Consider the following 17,951-nt stretch of genomic DNA (forward strand, 5'->3'; position numbering starts at 1 on the left):
TCAGAGTTCCGCCTCCGGGGGGAGCCGGTGGACGCCGGGGAGGTGGGCGTCCAGTTCGCCGGGCTCGAAGCGGCACATGCCGACGGCGTGCCAGAACTCGCCGGCCACGTCGCCCTCGTACTTGTAGGCGCCGGAGGGCAGCAGGGCCGCCCAGCCGGCGGGGGCGCCGAGCAGGGTGGCGAGCGGGGCGGGGCGGCCTTCGGGGCCGATCCGCCAGAGCCGGACGGTGCCGTCCTCACCGCCGCTGGCCAGCAGGGTGCCGTCGGGGTTGAAGGTGACGGCGAGGATCCGGCCGGTGTGGCCGCGCAGGCCGGCCAGCGGGGCGCCGGTGCGGGTGTCCCAGAGCCGGACCACCCGGTCGTCGCCGGCGGTGGCGAGCAGCGGGCGGGCGGGGTGGGCGGCGGCGGTCCAGAGCCGTCCGACGTGGCCGGTGAGCCGGTGCCGGACGGCGCCGTCGCGCCAGACCAGGGCGGTGCCGTCCCAGGAGGCGCTGGCCAGCCAGTCGCCGTCGGGGGTGCCGGTGACGGCGGTGACGGCGTAGACCCGGTCGGTGTGGCCGACGAGTTCGGCTTCGACCCGGCCGGTGTCGAGGTCGGAGATCCGGACCTTGTGGTCGTCGCAGCCGGTGAGCAGGCGGCGGCCGTCCGGGGTGAAGGCGATGGAGCGGACCCGGCCGCGGTGTTCGCGCAGGGTGGTGAGGTGGGCGCCGGTGCGGCGGTACCAGATCCGGACGGTGTCGTCGTCGTTGGCGGTGGCGACCAGGGCGCCGTCGGCGCTGAAGCCCTCGGCCCAGACGTGTTCGGTCTCGACGTCCATCTCGCGCAGGTACTCGCCGGTGCGGGCGTTCCACAGGCAGAGGTCGCCGTCGTTGGTGGCGGTGGCGAGGACGGCGTCCTCGGGGCTGAACTCGGCGGAGACCAGCCGGCTGCTGCGGCCGGTGAGTTCGCGGACCCGGCGGCCGGTGGCGGGCTCCCAGAGCCGGACCACGCCGTCGTTGCCGCCGGCCGCGAGCAGGGTGCCGTCGCCGCTGAAGCTGAGCGAGCCGATCCGGCGGCCGTGGCCGCGCAGCAGTTGGCGGCTGCGGCCGGAGGCCGGGTCCCAGAGCCGGACGAGTCCGTCGTTGCCGCCGGTGACCAGCAGGGCGTCGGTCTCGGCGCCGCCGCGGCCGGCGCCGGGGCGGAACCGGCAGGCCCAGACCGAGCCGCGGTGCTCGGGGGGCTGCCGGCGCAGCGGCACCACCCGGTGGCGGCCGCCACGCTGGTCCGGGGAGTGCCGGGTGACCCGCCAGATCCGGACCCCGCCGTCGCTGTCGCTGGCGGCCAGCCGGGTGCCGGCCTCGTCGAAGGCGACCTGGTAGATCTTGCCGGTGGAGTCGTCCGGCCGTTCGAGGGCGGTGCCGTCGAGCGGGTTCCAGAGCCGGACCTGGCCTTCGGTGTCGCCGCTGGCGAGCAGGTCGCCGTCGGGGTGGAAGGCGAGGGTGTAGATCCGCCCGGCGTGGCCGGTCAGGGTGTGCAGCGGGCGGCGGCCGGTGGTGTCCCAGATCCGGACGGTGCCGCCGGTGCCGTGGTCGTCGCCGCCGTCGGCGGTGGCGACCAGGGTGCCGTCGGGGCTGAACGCGGTGCGGTAGACGGTGCCGAGGTGGCCGGGCAGGACGGCGCGGCGGCGGCCGGTGGCGGTGGACCAGAGCCGGGCGCCGCCGCCGGAGTCGCCGGTGACGATCAGGGTGCCGTCGGGGCTGAACACGGCGGTGTAGACGGGCGCGTCGTGGCCGCGCAGGCGGTGCAGCGGGCGGCCGGTGGCGGTGTCCCAGAGGGTGACGGTGCCGTTCGGGTCGCCGGTGGCGACCAGTCGGCCGCCGGGGCCGAGCGAGACCGGCCAGACGCCGCCGGGGTGGACGTCGAGGCGGTGCCGGCACTCGCCGGAGACCTGGTCCCAGAGCCGGACGGTGCCGTCGGCGCTGCCGGTGGCGAGCACCTCGCCGGCGAACTTGACGGCGTAGACCCGGCCGATGTGGTCCTTGAGGGTGCGCAGCGCGGTGCCGGTGAGGGCGTCGCAGACCAGCACGCTGCCGTCCTCGCTGCCGACCGCGAGCAGCCGGCCGTCGGGGCTGAAGGCGACGGGTTCGGGCAGCCGGGTGGAGCGCACGTCGAAGCCGTACGGGACGCCGACCTCGGAGGGGCTGAATCCGGCTTCGACGGGCAGGCCGGGGGCGATCGCGGCGGCCCGCAGTTCGGGGGCGGCGAGGGCGTCCGGGTCGGCGGTGGCGGAGATCAGGGCGGCCCGCTGCCAGCGGCTGCCCTGGAGCCGGGCGCCGCGCAGGTCGGTGCCGAGCAGCCGGGCGCCGCGCAGGTCGGCGGAGCGCAGGTCGGCGCCGGAGAGGTCGGCGCCGTCGAGCCGGGCGCCGGCCAGGGTGGCGCCGCGCAGGTCGGCGCCGGAGAGGTCGGTGCCGAGCAGCCGGGCGTCGGTGAGGTCGGCGCCGGACAGGTCGACGCCCGAGAGGTCCCGGTGCGAGAGGTCCTCGCCGGCCAGCGGGGCGCCGCGCAGGACGGTGTGCGCGGGGACGCGCAGCCGGTCGAGCACCTTGACGGCGTTGAGCCGGGCGGCCTCGCCGCCGTCCCTGGCACCGTCGCGGGTTCCGTCCGGGCCGCCGTCCCGGGGGCCGTCCAGGACGGAGTGGGCCCAGTTCTGGACGGCCTGGCGGTCGGCGAGGTCGCAGAGGAACTCGACGGCGAGCCGGCTGAGCGGGGCGCGGGCGAGCAGGTCGGTCTCGCCGCGCTCCAGGGCGGCCGCGGCGGCCCGGGCGACCAGCCATTCGACCACCGAGCCGTGGATGAAGTGGAAGACGCCCTCGTCGGAGCGGACCAGCAGGCTGCCGGAGCCGACGGCGTGCGCGACCTGCGGGGTGGGCATCGGGCTGTCGGCCAGGCCGGTGAGCACGCCGGCGATGTCGACGATCTCGTCCAGCGCGATGGAGCTGCGGCCGCTCTCCCACAGCCGCACGGCGAGCAGCGTGACGGCCTGCCAGAGCTGTTCCAGCCGCAGTCCGGGGGCGGCGCCGGGGCCGCCGTCGCCGCGGCGCTCCTCGAACCGCAGCCAGGAGGTGAAGAGCTCCTGGTAGAGGCCGGCGGCGCTGAGCGCCCGGCCGGCCCCGGCGACGGCGCGCAGCCGGTCGTGGTCGAGGTCGGCGACGAAGCTGAGCAGCCGGGGGTTGCGGCAGAGCGCGAGCAGGTCGGGGACGGCCTCCAGCAGGCGCATCCGGCGGGCGGCGGCGTCCGGGTCGCCGTAGCGGTTGGCGAGGTAGCTGCGGATCTGGTGCGGGGTGAAGTCCTGGACGGCGACGAGGCGGCGGCGCGGCAGCAGGCCGACGCGTTCGCCGAGCGCGGTGAGCACCTGTTCGTGCGAGCGGAAGTGCTGGGTGCGGCTGGTGACGACGATCTTGGCGTTGTCGACGGCGGCGTCCAGCAGGACCTGGAGGTGGTCGGCGGCGCGTTCGTAGCTGACCCGGTTGACCAGTTCGTCGAAGCCGTCGAAGAGCAGCACGATCCGGCCCTGCCGGAGCATGTAGCGGAAGGTCCGCAGGTCGAGGCTGTCGATGCCGTGTCCGGTGAGGTGGGCGGCGACCAGGCCGTCCAGCGAGTGGGCCTTGTCGAGCGCGCTGAGGTCGATGAACAGCGGGGTGAGGTACGGGAGTTCGGCGGGGATCCGGCGGGCGGTCTCGCGCAGCGCGAAGGTCTTGCCGCGGCCGAAGTCGCCGAGCAGCAGGACGAACCGGCCGTGGTCGGAGTCGAGCAGCCGGAGCAGTTCGTCGACCAGGCCGTCGCGCTCCTCGGCGCCGGGCCGTTCGGCGTCGCGGTAGCGCTGCGGCAGGTAGAGGCCGGGCTGGTACTGGCTGTCGGCGGCGAGCCGCTCGCTCTGCGCGGAGACGTAGTCGCGCAGGTCGAGCAGGCCCTGGAACTCCGGGAAGCTGCGCAGCCGCACGCCGCGGCGGCGGGCCCGTTCGCGCAGCGCGAGGGAGGGCGGCGGGCCGTCGTGGACGAGTTCGGCGTCGGGGGCGGCGCCGTCGGCGTGCACCTCGTCGACGAAGCGGTCGACGTCCTCCTCGGTGGGGGTGCGGACGCTGACGGCGACCCGCTGCTGGCGGATCAGGCCGGACTCGGCCCAGGTCACGAAGAGCTGCGGCGGCGGGCCGGCCACCTCGCGGATCTGGGCGCCCTGGTGGCGGGTGCGGCAGACCTCGGCGACCCGGGCGAGCAGGGTCTCCAGCGGCGAGGCCGGCCGGCGGACCTCGCGCTCCGGGGCGGTGGCGGGGCGGGCCCCGTCCAGCTCCGGGGGCTCGGCGGTGGGCGGCTGGGCGGCCGGCTCGGGGGCCGGGAAGACCCGTCCGGCCCGGGGCCAGGGGGCGGCCGTCCGCAGCGGCTCGGCGCCGGGGGCGGACCAGCGGGTCAGGCCCTCGCGGGTGAGCTGGAGCAGTTGGTGGCCGCCGGCGGCCGGGGCGGCGAGGGTGGTCAGCTCGCCGGCCGAGGTGGTCAGCGCCCCGAGGGCGGTGCGGGCGGCGGTCGGGCCGTGCAGCAGCAGGTGCAGCCGGGGCGCGGTCAGCCGGGTGAACCGGTCGGCGTCGCGCAGCGGTTCGTCGGCCGGTCCGCCGCGCGCCGGGCGGGCGGCGGCGGCCGGGTGGCGCAGCGCGCCGATCCGCAGCCAGCCGTCGTTCTCGTACGGGCGCAGCGCCTGGGCGAACCAGGCGGTCTGCTCGGGGCCGAGCCAGCCGTGCCGGTCGTCGGGGCGGTGCGACCAGGCCATCGTGGAGTTCAGTCCGGCGACGACGGTGCCGAGCTCGGGGACGGGGAAGAGGGTCCACGGCTGGGCGCTGTCGAAGACCAGGTCGAGGCCCTGGTAGAACTCCTGGAACAGCCGGGAGTAGTGCCGCCACTTGGGCCAGTAGGGCGGGGCGGGGCGCACCTCGTCGGCCTCGCAGGTGGCGAAGTAGGCGCGCGAGGCGGCCTGGCTGACGTCCTGCCCGCCGGGGACGATCGCCACCCGGTGCGGTTCCAGGCCGAGCAGGGTGCGCATGCCGGTGAGGAAGGACAGCGCCTGCTCGCACTCGCGCGGGCTGCCGGAGGCGGTCAGGTCGCCGGTGACGACGACCAGTTCGGGGGCGGGGGCGCCGGAGTCGGCCAGCTCCACCAGGTCGCCCCAGACGGCGGCCTGCAGTTCGGCCGGATCGGCCCCGCGGCCGAATCCGGGCCCCGCCAGGTGCAGCACCGTCACCGCCTCGCGCCCGCCGGCCCGGCCGGCCGCCAGCGGGTAGGCGGGCTGCGTGCTCGGCCGCCGCCGCCGGCCGCCGCGCGCGGCGGCGGTGGCGGCCGTCGTCGCGGTGGGGGCGCCGGCGGGCGTCCGGCCGGCCGGCGAGAGGGTGCCCGGCGCGCCGGGCACGTCCGCGGGCCCGGGCACCCCGCCCGGGTAGCCCGGGCGCAGCTCGGGCCGGGAGCGGCCGTCCATCGCGGCCGCGACCCGGGTGAGCAGCAGCTGCCGGGCCTCGGCCGGCCGGGCGACGCCCACCAGGTCGATGTAGGTGAGGGTGGCGAGCAGCCCGTCCACCGGGATGTCCTCGATCCGGACGGTGACCAGCCGCCGCTCCGGCGCGTCCGGGTCGGCCCGCAGCGCGGCCTGCCACTCCATCCGCCCGTAGCGCGAGCGCTCGTAGTTGCGCGAGAGCAGCGCGATCACCGCCGCGGACTCGGTGATCCCCCGGTCCATGAAGTCGACGAAGTTCGTCCCCGGCACGAAGTCCCACGCCTGGAGGAACGCCCGGTACCCGGCCTCCTCCAGCGTCCACGCGATCCAGGCCGCCCAGCGTTCGTCGGCGGGCGAGTAGCTGATGAAGAAGTCGATCGGCCCGGGGCCACCCGGGGTCGCGTCAAGAGCCCCCATACGGAGAGCATATGACCGTATCGCAGGCGGGTAACCCCCTTTCCCCGCAACGCTTTTGGGTGATTCGACCGCACCCGTGGTTGACGTCCGGCCGGCGGCGCGGGGCGAAGCCGACGGACGGGCCGGGGAGCCGACCGGCGCACGGACGCCGCGGGCGGACGCGGCGGGCGGACGCGGCGGGCGGACGCGGCGGGCGGACGCGGCGGGCGGACGCGGCGGGCGGACGCGGCGGGCGGGCCCGGGCGGGCCCGGGCGGGCCCGGGCGGGCCCGGGCGGGCCCGGGCGGGCCCGGGCGGGCGGGGCCGGGCGGCAGCCCGGCGGTGCGGCGGCGGCTGGAATCGCCGCACCGCACCGGGGGGCGTCTCGACCCCTTTCGGGGGCTTGTGGCAGCCTTGGTGTCCGTGCTTGCTTACTGGCCCGCCGTCCGACGACTCCACCCGCTCGACCTGCTGGCGGGCGGTCTGCTCGCCCTCGGCCTGGTCTTCCTCGCCACCGGGCTGCTCCCGGCGGAGTCCGCCGGGGCGGCGGGGCGGCGGATCGCTCCGCTGCTCGCCTTCCTCGGCTCGGTGGTGGTACTGGCCGAGCTGACCGGCGCCGCGGAGGTGTTCGACGTGCTCGCGGCGCGGGTGGCGCGGGCCGGGCGGGGCAGTTACCCGGTGCTGTTCCTGCTGTGCGTGGGGTTCGCCGCGCTGACCACGGCCGTCCTCAACCTGGACACCACGGCGGTGCTGCTCACCCCCGTGATGCTGGCGCTCGCCTCGCGGGTCGGCATCGCGCCGCTGCCGCTGGCGATGACCACGGTCTGGCTGGCCAACACCGCGAGCCTGCTGCTGCCGGTCTCCAACCTGACCAACCTGCTGGCCGCCGACCGGGTGGCGCTCTCCAGCGCCGGGCTGGCCTGGGCGATGTGGGCGCCGCAGCTGGCCGCGCTGCTCGCCACCATGGCGTGCCTGTGGGGGTTCTACTGGCGGCGCGGGCGGCGCGGCGCGGACGGGTACCTGCCGCCGGCCGTGCAGCGCCCGAAGGACCGGGTGCTGTTCCGGGTCTGCGCGCTGGCCTGCGCCGGGTTCCTGGCCTGCACCCTGGTCGCCGCCATCCCGCTCTGGGTCGCCTCGGGCGCGGCCGCGGCGGTGGCCGTCGCGGCCTACGCCGTCCGCCGCCCGGAGTCGCTGCGCGTCGCGCTGGTGCCCTGGCGGCTGCTGGTCATGGTGCCCGGGATGTTCCTGGTCGTCCAGACGGTCGACGCGCACGGCCTGCACCGGCTGCTCGCCGCCGCGATCGGCACCGACTCCGGCCCGCTCGGCCTGTTCCGCGCCTCGGGGGTCGGCGCGGGCCTGTCCAACCTGCTCAACAACCTGCCGGTCTACCTCGCCGGGGAGGGCGCCGTCCCGCCCGACAACCACCAGCAGTTGCTCGCCCTGCTGATCGGCACCAACATCGGCCCGCTGATCGCCCCCTGGGCCTCGCTGGCCACCCTGCTCTGGTACGAACGCTGCCGCTCCGCCGGCCTGCGGATCCCGCTGCGCCAGGTGGCCGGCACCAGCGCCGTCCTCGCCGTCACCGGCGTCACCCTGGCCACGGCGGCGCTCGCCCTGACCGGCACCGCCTGACCTGACCCGCGGCTACGTCGCGGGTCAGGCCCTGCCCGGGGCTGCCGCGCGGGCGACCAGGTCGAGCAGGTGCGGGACGATCTCGGCCCGGCCCGCGACGTAGCTGCGGGCGGTGTCGGGCCGGCCGATCCGGGGGTCGAAGCGGCTGCCGTCGAAGGCGCGGACGACCAGTCCGGCCTCGGTGGCGAGCAGGCTGCCGGCGTGCAGGTCGATCTCCTCGGCGCGGTAGCCGACGAAGCCGTCGATCAGGCCGCAGGCGAGCAGGGACCAGGTGAGCAGCGGGGCCCAGAGTTGGAGCACCCGGCGGGCGCCGTCCTCCAGGCCGTCCTTGAGCGCGCGGGCGACCGGGTCGTCGCGGGCCACGCCGTGCCCCTGGGTCCAGCCGAGGACGGGCCGTCCCGGGCCGGCCGGGCGGGCGGGGGCGCGCAGCCGTCCGGACGGGCCGTAGGCGCCGCAGCCGTGCACGGCCCGCCAGGTGCGGCCGGCGACCGGGTCGTGGACCACGCCGACGACCGGTGCGCCGTCCTGGCAGAGCGCGATGCCGACGACGTAGGCGGGCAGGCCGATGACGACGTTGTTGCTGCCGTCGAGCGGGTCGACCAGCCAGGTGCGGCGGGAGCCGGGCCGGTCGGCGGTGGTGCCGCCCTCCTCGGCCAGGATCCGGTCGGCGGGGTACCGTTCGGCGATCCGGCGGGTGACCAGTTCCTCGGCGAGCAGGTCGAGCTCGGTGACGACGTCGCCGTCCTCGCCCTTGCTGTCGACCCGGAAGGCGTCCAGGAAGCGGGCCCGCAGCAGGGCGCCGGCCTCCTCGGCGGCCCGTACCGCGGTGCGGCACTCGTCCGCGAAACCCCCGAGGCCCGCGGAACCCCCGAGACCGGCGGAACCCCCGAGGCCCGCCGCCTCCGCCCCTCCCGCTCCTCCCGTCCCTTCGCCCCGTTCACCGGGTGCCGTGTCGTCCACTGATCCTCCTGGCTGCCTCGTCGGCGATCCGGGCGGTCCGGGCCGCGTCGCAGAGCCGCCGCACGACGCGGCGGGCGGTGCCGTCGACCGGGCCGAGCACCACGTCGAGCGGGCCGGGGACGGTCCGGCCGAGGACGACGGTGGCGGCGGGCGCGGCGTCCGGCAGGAGCGTGGCGTGGAACTCGCCGGCGCCCAGGGTGTACGTCTCGCCGCGCGAACTGGTCTGCTCGGCCAGCGGCTCCCACCTGACCAGTCGCGGGCCGGGCCGGATCTCGTCGATCCCGTCGGCGCTGTGCACCTCGTAGGCCCGGTGGGTCGGGCGGGCGGGTTCGTCGTGGACCCGGACCCGGAGGTTGCCGATCCGGCCGTAGAGCACGCTGCTCTTCAGCTCCCAGCTGTGGCAGTGGATCTCGCGGTCGGCCCGGGCCGGTCCCGGGTCGAAGACGTGGACGCAGACGCCGTGCGCGCCGTCGCGCAGCACCGGCAGGCAGTAGAAGCCCAGCGGGTGCGCGACCGCGCGCAACGGCCGCGCGCCGGTGGCGACTTCGGTGAGCAGGCCGCCGACCAGGCCGGCCAGGCCCGGGGTGGCGGCGGTGTGCCCGGTGGCCCGTTCGAGTGCGGTGTAGAGGTTCCTCATCCCTCTGCCCTCCCCCTGCGGGCGCGGCGTGCGCGGCTACCGTCGGTACGGGTTCTCCGCGTGCAGCGCCCGGTCGATGATGTCGTTGACGTCCCGGTCCGAGAAGGCGGTCGGCAGCGGGAGGCGCAGGTGCTCGAACAGCCGGCGGGCCTCGTCCACGGTGGGGTCGTCGCCCAGTGGTTCGGTGTCCCGGAGGTCGAGCTTCACCGCCTGCTCCCGGTAGTGGTGCAGTTCGGTGACGTAGTAGTCGTAGAGCGGGCGGCCGCGTTCGACGTAGATGCTGACCCGCCGCGGGTCGTCCTGGGTGATGATCAGGCAGGACGCGGAGACGTCGAAGCGCAGCGAGGGGGCCACCTCGGAGAGGTGGACGTCGATCTCCAGGGTGTCGAGCCGCTGGCGGTACCAGGCGGCGGCGAGCACCGTCGCGTACGACTCCTTCCGGGTGCGTTCGACGCTCCAGCCCGCGTCGTGGCCGCCGCCTCCGCCGCCGAGCCCGCTGCCGGACCCGCCGCCGGTCCGGCGGTCCGCGGTGCCGAAGGTGCCGCGGAAGCGGGCGTACGCGGCGCAGACCGCCTCGTTGCCCGGGTGCACGATGTCGATCTTGACGGTGAGCGCGCGGCGGCGCCGGCGGGCCTCCTGGACGCACTCGGGCAGGGTGACCGCCCGCAGGTAGGTGCCGGTGCCGCCCTTGAACACCCAGCGGTCGGTGTCCTGCCGGGCCCGCTCCAGGGCCCGTTCCAGGTCGACGCCGGCCAGTTCGCGCACCGACGCCAGGTTCTCCAGCGCCTGCCGGGCGCCCTCGGTGGCCTCCCGGATGTCCACCACCCGGCGTCGGCGCTCGGCCAGCGAGCCGTACACCACGGCCGCCAGCACCAGCAGCGTGGCGCCGGAGACGACGTTGTCGCCCAGGCCCCCGCCGAACAGGTCGAGCAGTCCGACGGCGAGCGCGCCCGCGAGGGCCACCACCCCGTCCGAGTTCCTGAGCACCCAGGCGATCGCGCTCTCCAGCCGTCCCCCGCCGCCCGTACCCGCGTGTGCCACGCGCGCCCCCTTCGCCGCCCAACATGGTAGGGGGACAAGGGATTTGGCGAACAGCACGCGTCCGGACGAATCGGGGTCGCGGACCGGACCCCGTGCCCCTCCCCCGCTCCCCGCGCCCCCTCCGTCCGCCGGGGGGCGCCGGCGGGGGCGGGGCGGGCAGGGGCACGGGGGCAGGGGCACGGGGCGGGGGCGAAGCGGCCGCGGTCAGGAGAAGTCGGTGATCACCACGCGCGCGGTGCTGCCGTCCTTCAGCGCCTCGTACCCGGCCTCGATGTCGGCGAGGCCGATCTCCCTGGAGACCAGGTCGTCGAGGTTCATCCGGCCCTGGAGGTACATCGAGGCGTAGAAGGGGATGTCCCGCTTGAGGTTGGAGGAGCCCATGTAGACGCCCTGCACCTTCTGCGAGCCGGAGAGCACGGCCAGCGCGGACACCTCGACGCCCGCGTCGGTGCCGCCGACGCCGATCAGGTAGAGGCCGCCGCCCTTGCCGAGCATCCGCAGGCCCTGGGCGGTGACGGGGCGGGCGCCGACGAAGTCGAAGACGTGGTCCGCGCCGTGCCCGGTGATGTCGCGGACGGCGTCGACCGGGTCGGTGGAGCGGGAGTTGACCACGTGGGTGGCGCCGAACGCCTTGGCCCGCTCCAGCTTCGCGTCCTCGATGTCGGCCACGATGATCGTGCCGGCCCCGGCGATCCGGGCGCCGCTGACCGCGTTCATGCCGACACCGCCGGCGCCGATCACCACGACCGTGTCGCCCTGGCGGACGTCCGCGCTGTTGAGGACCGCTCCGGCTCCGGTGAGCACGCCGCAGCCGATCAGCGCGGCGGGGGCCCACGGCATCCCCTCCGGTACGACGGCGAGCTGGTTCTCGTGGATGAGCGCCTCCTGGGCGAAGCCGCCCAGGCCCATGCCCTGGGCGACCGGCGCGCCGTTCCAGCTCAGCCGGGGCGCCTGGTCCGGGGTGCGCAGGGTGGCCTCGGGGCGCAGGCAGATGTGGGTGCGGCCGCTCAGGCAGTTCACGCAGGAGCCGCAGTACTGGATCAGGCTGCCGACCACGTGGTCGCCGACCTTGACCTGGGTGACCTGCGGCCCGGTCTCGGTGACCACGCCGGCCACCTCGTGGCCGAGCACCACCGGGAACTCGCCGCCGATGAAGGTGGCGACGCTCAGGTCCGAGTGGCACAGGCCGGACGCCCGGACCCGGACGCGGACCTCGTGCCCGACCGGATCGGCCAGGTCGACCTCCTCGACGACGAAACCCTGCCCCAGGCCCTCGGTGACGGATGCCTTCACGGTGCTGCCCTCTCGTCCGTTCCTCCGCCCCGCCGACGTCGCCGGGCGCGGTCGCGGCGAGCCCGTACCGGAGGATTCCGGTCCGCTTCGCCGCTCCTTCGAGCATGCCACCGGATCACCCGAAAGAAAAGAGACACCTGTCGATCAGTGCACGTCATGACGGGTGGGATAAACTCCTCCCGTGTCAGCAACACCACCGGACCCCGCCCCCGTCGGCGCCCCCGCCGGCGCCACCCCCGACGCCCCCGCCGACGACACCCCCGACGCCCTCGACGTCCGGGTCCGGCGCACCCGGGACCGGCTGCGGGAGGCCGTGCTGCGGCTGGCCTCCGAACGGCCGGTCGAGGAGATCGCGGTCGCGGACCTGGTGCGCGAGGCGCGCGTCAACCGCACCACCTTCTACAAGCACGCCGCCAGCCCGGCGGCGGTCCTGGAGCAGGTGCTGTACGAGGAGCTGGACCGGCTCCGCGCCGCCTGGATCGCCGACGTCCTGGCAGGCGGCCTGCCGGTGCCGGTGATCTGGGAGCGGGCCTCGCACGCCCTGCTCGACCACCTGGAACGCCACGACGCGCTGTACACCATCGGGCTCGCCGAGCACCGTAGCGCGGCCCTCCACCGGCTGCTCGTCGACCACTTCGCGGCGTCGGTCGCCACCCTGCTGGCGCGCGACCCGGAGGCCGTCCCCGGCCGGGACGGCCCGCTCGCCTGGCGGGTCGAGGCCAGCAGCCGCTTCCTGGCGCACGGCGAGGTCGGCATCGTCGAGGCGTGGCTCTCCCTCCCGGCCCCCCGCGACCGGCGGCTGTTCGCGTCCGCCGCGACCGCCCTGCTGCCGCCCTGGCTGGCCGCCCACCCGCAGCCCTGAACCTCCCCATCCCGCCCGCGCTCACCTCCGCGCCCACCCGAACGGCGCAGCGCCGGGCGCGCCGAGCAGCGGACCCGGGTTGGGTGGCGCGTGGGACGGGCGTCCGCCCGTCGGTGGCGGTGACGGGCGAGGGAGTGCGTGCGGTGTACTACAGCAGCGGCAACTACGAGGCGTTCGCGCGGCCCCGCAAGCCGGCCGGGGTGGACGGGAAGAGCGCCTGGTTCGTGGGCGCGGGCCTGGCGTCGATGGCGGGGGCGGCGTTCCTGGTCCGGGACGGGCAGCTGCCGGGCGAGCGGATCACCGTGCTGGAGCGGCTGAAGCTGCCGGGCGGGGCGCTGGACGGCATCAAGGAGCCGAAGCGCGGCTTCGTGGTGCGCGGCGGCCGCGAGATGGAGAACCACTTCGAGTGCCTGTGGGACCTGTTCCGCTCGATCCCGTCGATCGAGGTCGAGGGGGCGTCGGTGCTCGACGAGTTCTACTGGCTGAACAAGGACGACCCGAACTTCTCGCTCCAGCGCGTCACCCACCAGCAGGGCCGGGACGCGGGCACCGACGGCCTGTTCGCGCTGGGGAACCGGGCGCAGCGGGACCTGCTGAAGGTGTTCCTGGCGACGCGCGCCGAGATGGAGGGCAAGCGGATCGACGAGGTGTTCGGCGAGGAGTTCCTGGCGTCGAACTTCTGGCTGTACTGGCGGACCATGTTCGCCTTCGAGCAGTGGCACTCGGCGCTGGAGATGAAGCTGTACCTGCACCGCTTCGTCCACCACATCGGCGGCCTGCCGGACTTCTCGGCGCTGAAGTTCACCAAGTACAACCAGTACGAGTCGCTGGTGCTGCCGCTGTACCGCTGGCTGCTGGAGCAGGGCGTGGTGTTCCGCTTCGACACCGAGGTGACGGACGTCGACTTCTCCTTCGCGGACGGCCGCAAGCGGGCGACCCGGCTGCACTGGCTGGCGGCGGGCGAGCCGGGCGGGGTGGACCTGACGGCGGACGACCTGCTGTTCGCGACGATCGGCTCGCTGACCGAGAACTCCGACAACGGCGACCAGCACACCCCGGCGAAGCTGGACGAGGGCCCGGCCCCGGCCTGGGACCTGTGGCGGCGGATCGCGGCCAAGCACCCGGACTTCGGCCGCCCGGACGTGTTCGGCGCGCACATCGCGCAGACCAAGTGGGAGTCGGCGACGGTGACCACGCTGGACCGGCGGATCCCGGCGTACATCCAGAAGGTGTGCAAGCGCGACCCGTTCTCGGGCCGGGTGGTGACCGGCGGGATCGTCACCGTCCGCGACTCGTCCTGGCTGCTGAGCTGGACGGTGAACCGGCAGCCGCACTTCAAGCAGCAGCCGGCCGACCAGGTCGTGGTCTGGCTGTACTCGCTGTTCGTGGACCGGCCGGGCGACTACGTGAAGAAGCCGATGCAGGAGTGCACCGGTGAGGAGATCACCCGCGAGTGGCTCTACCACTTGGGCGTGCCGGTGGAGCTGATCGATCCGCTGGCGGCGGAGGCGGCGAGGTGCGTGCCGGTGATGATGCCGTACGTGACCTCGTTCTTCATGCCGCGCCGGGCCGGCGACCGGCCGGACGTGGTGCCGCCGGGGGCGGTGAACTTCGCGTTCATCGGGCAGTTCGCGGAGGCGGGCGACCGGGACTGCATCTTCACCACCGAGTACTCGGTGCGCACCGGCATGGAGGCGGCGTACCGGCTGCTGGGGGTGGAGCGCGGCGTGCCGGAGGTGTTCGGGTCGACGTACGACGTGCGGGCGCTGCTGAACGCGGCGAGCCGGCTGTGCGACGGGGCGCCGGTGGGCCTGCCGGGGCCGCACGTGCTGCGCAAGCGGCTGGACGCGCGGCTGGGGACCTCGGAGATCGGCGAGCTGCTGAAGGAGTACAACCTGCTGCCGGAGTGAGGTCCGCCGGGTGGCGCCCGCCGCCGCGCGGGCACCACCCGGCGGCGGGCGCTACTCGGTGGTGGTGAACTCGGCCATCATCGCCATGTCCTCGTGCTCCAGGTTGTGGCAGTGCAGCAGGAACCGCCCGGCGTAGTCGGTGAACCGGACGGCGACCTCGACGCCCTGGGCGGGCAGCACGTCGACGGTGTCCTTCCAGCCGGTGTCGTTGCGGCCGGGCCGGCCACTGGTCCGGCCGAGCACCTGGAACGGGTCGAGGTGCAGGTGGACGGGGTGGTGGAAGTCGGTGACGAACCGCCAGACCTCGACCTGGCCGAGCCGGGGCGCGGCGATCGAGCGGCCGGGCCGGTACTCCTCGCCGTTGACGGTCCAGTGCTGCTCGCCCTTGCGGAAGACGAAGGTGCGGGTGGCGACGGCCTTGGCGGGGTCGAGCCGTTCGACGGTGGCGAGCCGGTCGGGGAGCCGGAAGCCGTCGTCGGCGGCGGCGGAGCCGACCTCGAAGGCCATCACCTCGCCGGCCGGGCCGTCGCCGAGCCGGTTGAGCAGGCGCACCCGCGTCCCGGCGGGGTAGCGGGAGAAGTCGACCAGCACGTCGCAGCGTTCGGCGGGCGCGAGGTCGACGCCGTCGTGCCGCAGCGGGCGTTCCAGCAGTCCGCCGTCGGAGCCGATCTGCACCAGCGCCCCGCCGCCGGCCGGCTGCGGGTCCAGGGCGAGGCGCAGCCGGCGGGCGTTGGCGGCGTTCAGCAGCCGCAGCCGGTACCAGGCCCGGTCGACCCGGGCGAGCGGCCAGGGCGCGCCGTTGACCAGCATCACGTCGCCCAGCACGCCGTTCATGTAGGCGTCCCGCACGCCGGGGGCGCCGCCGGGGAGTTCCGGGTAGGCGAGGGAGCCGTCGGCGGCGAACGAGCGGTCGGCGATCATCAGCGGCAGTTCGCGCGGGCCGTGCGGCAGTCCGAGCGCGGCCTCCTCCTCGTCCCGGACCAGGTGGAACCCGGCCAGGCCGCGGTAGACCTGCGGGCCGGTGAAGCCCATGGTGTGGTCGTGGTACCAGAGCGTGGCGGCGCGCTGCGCCATCGGGTAGGTGTACGCGCGCTGCGCCAGCACGGTCGCGCCCTCGGCGCCCGCCATGCCGTCCGTGCCCGCCATGCCCGGCATGTCGTGGTGGGCGGCGCTGCCGCCGACCAGGTCGAGCGGGTGGCCGTCGCTGTCCTGCGGGGTGTGGCCGCCGTGCAGGTGGACGGCGGTGGGGCGGGGCAGTTCGCTGCGGTGGGTGACGACGGTGCGGCGGCCGCTGCGGGACTCGACGGTCGGGCCGGGGAAGGTGCCCTGGTAGCCCCACACCTCGGTGTCGTGGCCGGGCAGCAGCCGGACGGTGGCGCGGCGCGCGGTGATCTCGTAGTAGTCGGCGTCGGCGTCGCTGCGGACGGGGCGCAGCACGGCGGGGACGGGCAGTTCGGCCGTGTAGCGGGCGGGCAGCGGCAGGGCGCTGCGCAGCAGCCGGCCGGGTTCGCCGCCGGGCAGCAGCCGGTTCATCAGCGGCGGGATCCCGATCGCGGCGCCCAGCCCGAGCGCGGCGGCGCCGCCGGCGCCGAGCAGTCCGCGCCTGGTCAGCCGCCCGCTCACTCGGCACCCGCCGCGGCGGCGGCCGGCTCGTCGTCCGGCGCGTCGGCGGGCTTGGCCCCGGCCTTGTCCCCGGCCCCGGCCCCGGCCCCGGCCCCGGCCCCGAGCTTGACCTTGAACGCCTCGACGACGGACTTCTCCGCCATCACGAACACGCCGACCCCGAGCGGGACGTGCAGCAGCAGGATCCGCTCGTCGCCGAACGCGTACTGGACGACGCAGAGCAGCGTGAGCACCCCGTACTGGACGGCCGGGCCGCTGGGGCCCCGGGAGAGGCGCCAGAGCAGCAGGCCGGCGGCGGCGGTCAGCAGGGAGACGGTGGAGAGCGCCATCGCGGTCTGCTTGTGGGCGTCCAGCAGCGGATAGTAGCCCTGGAGGAAGCCGCCGGCCAGGAACGGCATCAGCAGGGCCAGCAGGGCGGTGAGTGCGGCGCCCGCCCGGAGGACGGTCAGCGGCCAGCGCGGTGGTTCGCGGTATTCGGACATGGCATCCCCGTGATCGAAAATTTGTTCGATCATACCGCCCGGAGATTATCAAGTGAGTTTGTTTTTCAAGGAATCTGAGCGTCCGTCAGGACGGCGGTGCCCCGCCCCCACCGAACGGCCCGGTGGGGGCGGGGGCGGGGTCAGCTGCCGGGGACGGTGTCCTTGAACGCGGTGCCGGCCGAGCGCAGCGCGGCGACGTTCGAGGCGACCTGGGCGGGGCTGAGCACCTGGTCCTTGACGAAGTACACGTAGTCGACCTGCTGGTCGTACGAGCGCGGCGTCGTGGAGTACTGCCCGGCCAGGTCGATCAGCCAGTGGTTGAAGTCGATGAACTGCGGGGTCTCGGGCAGGTAGGGCTCGCCGTGGGTGGCGACGACCTGGCCGTCGATCCAGTAGGTGATGGCGCTGTTGTCGATGGTGAACTGCAGCAGGTGCCAGCCGTCGTAGGACTGGCGCTGCTCGCCGTGGGTGTTGACGGCGTTCCACGGGTCCGGGTTGTAGGTCTCCCAGCTGGTCTCGTACATGATGTCGCCCGGCTCGCCCCAGCCGCCGTTGGGCAGGTACTCGAAGTCCTGCTCGCTGTAGTTCGGGTCCATCGGGGCGTTGAGCGGGGTGAAGGCGAAGAAGGTCTGGTTGACGTGGTCGCCGTCGGGGCCGCTGTTCGGGGCGTCGGCGAACTTGACCCGGGCCGCGTAGGTGCCGTTCTTGAACTTCCGCGCGGTGGTCTGGATCTCGGTCTCCCTGGTGCCGGCGGCCGTGCCGTCGGTGGTCAGCCGCAGGTTGAGCACCTTGCTGCCGCCGACGGTGGGGAAGGTGACGTCGGCCGGGGACCAGGTGGCGCCGGAGACGCCGGGGCCGCCCTGGCCGGACTTGACGGTCCAGCCGTGCTGCTGGACGGCGGCGTCCGCGCTGGTGCCGTAGGAGAAGTCGTCGAACAGGACCGGCGCGTTCGGGTCGACCGGCGGGGTGGAGGTGGAGCCGGACGGGGACGGGCTGGGGGACGAACTCGGCGACGGGGACGGGTTGTTGCCGGCCGGGGCGGTGCCCCAGACCAGCGCGCCGTCCTCCTGCAGGGTGACCTTCTGCCAGTCGGCGTAGCCGGTCTGGGCGCCGCCGAAGGAGTAGTCGTCGGACTGGGTGAGGGTCTGCCAGTCCGAGCGGTAGAAGCGCAGCTGCATGTCGCCGGTGGACTGCCCGGGGGCGAGCGAGCCGGCGCCGGCGGTGAAGCCGATCTCCAGGTAGCGGTCGGCGGTGGCGGTGGGGTTGGCCAGCGTGCCGAAGGTGCCGGTGATGTTGGCGCAGCCCTTGACCGCCCAGGAGCAGGCGAAGCGGTAGGTGGTGCTCGGGCCGTCGGACTTGAAGTAGTAGCGCAGGGTGATCCGGTTGAGCGCGACGGTGCCGCTGCCGGTGTTGGTGACCTGCAGCCAGGGCTCCGACTGGTCGGCGGTCGCACCGGAGGCGCTGGTGCGGTACTGGACGCTGAACGCGTCGGCGGCGGACGCCGGGACGACGGTCAGCGCGGTGGCGGCCAGGCCGGCCGCGGCGATCGCGGCGGCCGCGGCGAGCCGGGCGCGTCGGCTGGTCGTGCGGGGGCGTGCGGACACG

11 protein-coding genes are annotated in these 17,951 nt (G+C 75.2%); 3 read left to right on the forward strand and 8 right to left on the reverse strand.

What is annotated here, in order from left to right:
* On the reverse strand, window positions 1-5,928 hold the full coding sequence (locus tag KSE_RS45525) for a WD40 domain-containing protein (RefSeq protein WP_014133321.1): 5,928 nt from the start codon (window positions 5,926-5,928) through the stop codon (window positions 1-3).
* A 401-nt stretch (window positions 5,929-6,329) separates the two neighbouring features.
* Here KSE_RS45525 and KSE_RS00720 point away from each other — a divergent pair, with 401 nt between their 5' ends.
* Window positions 6,330-7,538: an ArsB/NhaD family transporter gene (locus KSE_RS00720; protein WP_014133322.1), complete on the forward strand. Its 1,209-nt coding sequence runs from the start codon at window positions 6,330-6,332 to the stop codon at window positions 7,536-7,538.
* Window positions 7,539-7,562: 24 nt separating this feature from the next.
* Here the strand turns inward: KSE_RS00720 and KSE_RS00725 are convergent, their stop codons facing one another.
* The 4 genes from KSE_RS00725 to KSE_RS00740 all read right to left on the reverse strand — a co-directional run bounded on the left by KSE_RS00725 (window position 7,563) and on the right by KSE_RS00740 (window position 11,469).
* On the reverse strand, window positions 7,563-8,498 hold the full coding sequence (locus KSE_RS00725; RefSeq protein ID WP_014133323.1) for an inositol monophosphatase family protein: 936 nt from the start codon (window positions 8,496-8,498) through the stop codon (window positions 7,563-7,565).
* Window positions 8,476-9,135, reverse strand: coding sequence for a hypothetical protein (locus KSE_RS00730; protein ID WP_014133324.1), 660 nt, complete (start codon window positions 9,133-9,135; stop codon window positions 8,476-8,478). The genes KSE_RS00725 and KSE_RS00730 overlap by 23 nt, the downstream gene beginning before the upstream one ends.
* Before the next feature lie 36 nt (window positions 9,136-9,171).
* A complete protein-coding gene (locus tag KSE_RS00735) occupies window positions 9,172-10,176 on the reverse strand; it encodes a hypothetical protein (RefSeq protein WP_014133325.1) in 1,005 nt (334 codons plus the stop codon).
* A gap of 204 nt (window positions 10,177-10,380) precedes the next feature.
* Window positions 10,381-11,469, reverse strand: a complete 1,089-nt coding sequence (locus KSE_RS00740) for a zinc-binding dehydrogenase (RefSeq protein ID WP_014133326.1) — start codon at window positions 11,467-11,469, stop codon at window positions 10,381-10,383.
* Window positions 11,470-11,650: 181 nt separating this feature from the next.
* Here KSE_RS00740 and KSE_RS00745 point away from each other — a divergent pair, with 181 nt between their 5' ends.
* Together KSE_RS00745 and KSE_RS00750 are read left to right on the forward strand one after the other, a co-directional pair.
* Window positions 11,651-12,331: a TetR/AcrR family transcriptional regulator gene (locus tag KSE_RS00745; RefSeq protein ID WP_014133327.1), complete on the forward strand. Its 681-nt coding sequence runs from the start codon at window positions 11,651-11,653 to the stop codon at window positions 12,329-12,331.
* A gap of 143 nt (window positions 12,332-12,474) precedes the next feature.
* Window positions 12,475-14,241: an oleate hydratase gene (locus KSE_RS00750; RefSeq protein ID WP_014133328.1), complete on the forward strand. Its 1,767-nt coding sequence runs from the start codon at window positions 12,475-12,477 to the stop codon at window positions 14,239-14,241.
* Window positions 14,242-14,292: 51 nt separating this feature from the next.
* Here the strand turns inward: KSE_RS00750 and KSE_RS00755 are convergent, their stop codons facing one another.
* The 3 genes from KSE_RS00755 to KSE_RS00765 form a co-directional block, all read right to left on the reverse strand.
* The gene (locus tag KSE_RS00755; protein WP_014133329.1) at window positions 14,293-15,864 is read right to left on the reverse strand and encodes a multicopper oxidase family protein; all 1,572 of its coding nucleotides are present in this window, start codon (window positions 15,862-15,864) and stop codon (window positions 14,293-14,295) included.
* The gene (locus tag KSE_RS00760; RefSeq protein WP_014133330.1) at window positions 15,861-16,346 is read right to left on the reverse strand and encodes a hypothetical protein; all 486 of its coding nucleotides are present in this window, start codon (window positions 16,344-16,346) and stop codon (window positions 15,861-15,863) included. The genes KSE_RS00755 and KSE_RS00760 overlap by 4 nt, the downstream gene beginning before the upstream one ends.
* Before the next feature lie 140 nt (window positions 16,347-16,486).
* The gene (locus tag KSE_RS00765; RefSeq protein ID WP_014133331.1) at window positions 16,487-17,950 is read right to left on the reverse strand and encodes a cellulose binding domain-containing protein; all 1,464 of its coding nucleotides are present in this window, start codon (window positions 17,948-17,950) and stop codon (window positions 16,487-16,489) included.
* Window position 17,951 lies beyond the last annotated feature (1 nt).

Origin of the sequence: Kitasatospora setae KM-6054 (assembly GCF_000269985.1) — a bacterium.
In the GTDB taxonomy this organism is placed as follows: domain Bacteria; phylum Actinomycetota; class Actinomycetes; order Streptomycetales; family Streptomycetaceae; genus Kitasatospora; species Kitasatospora setae.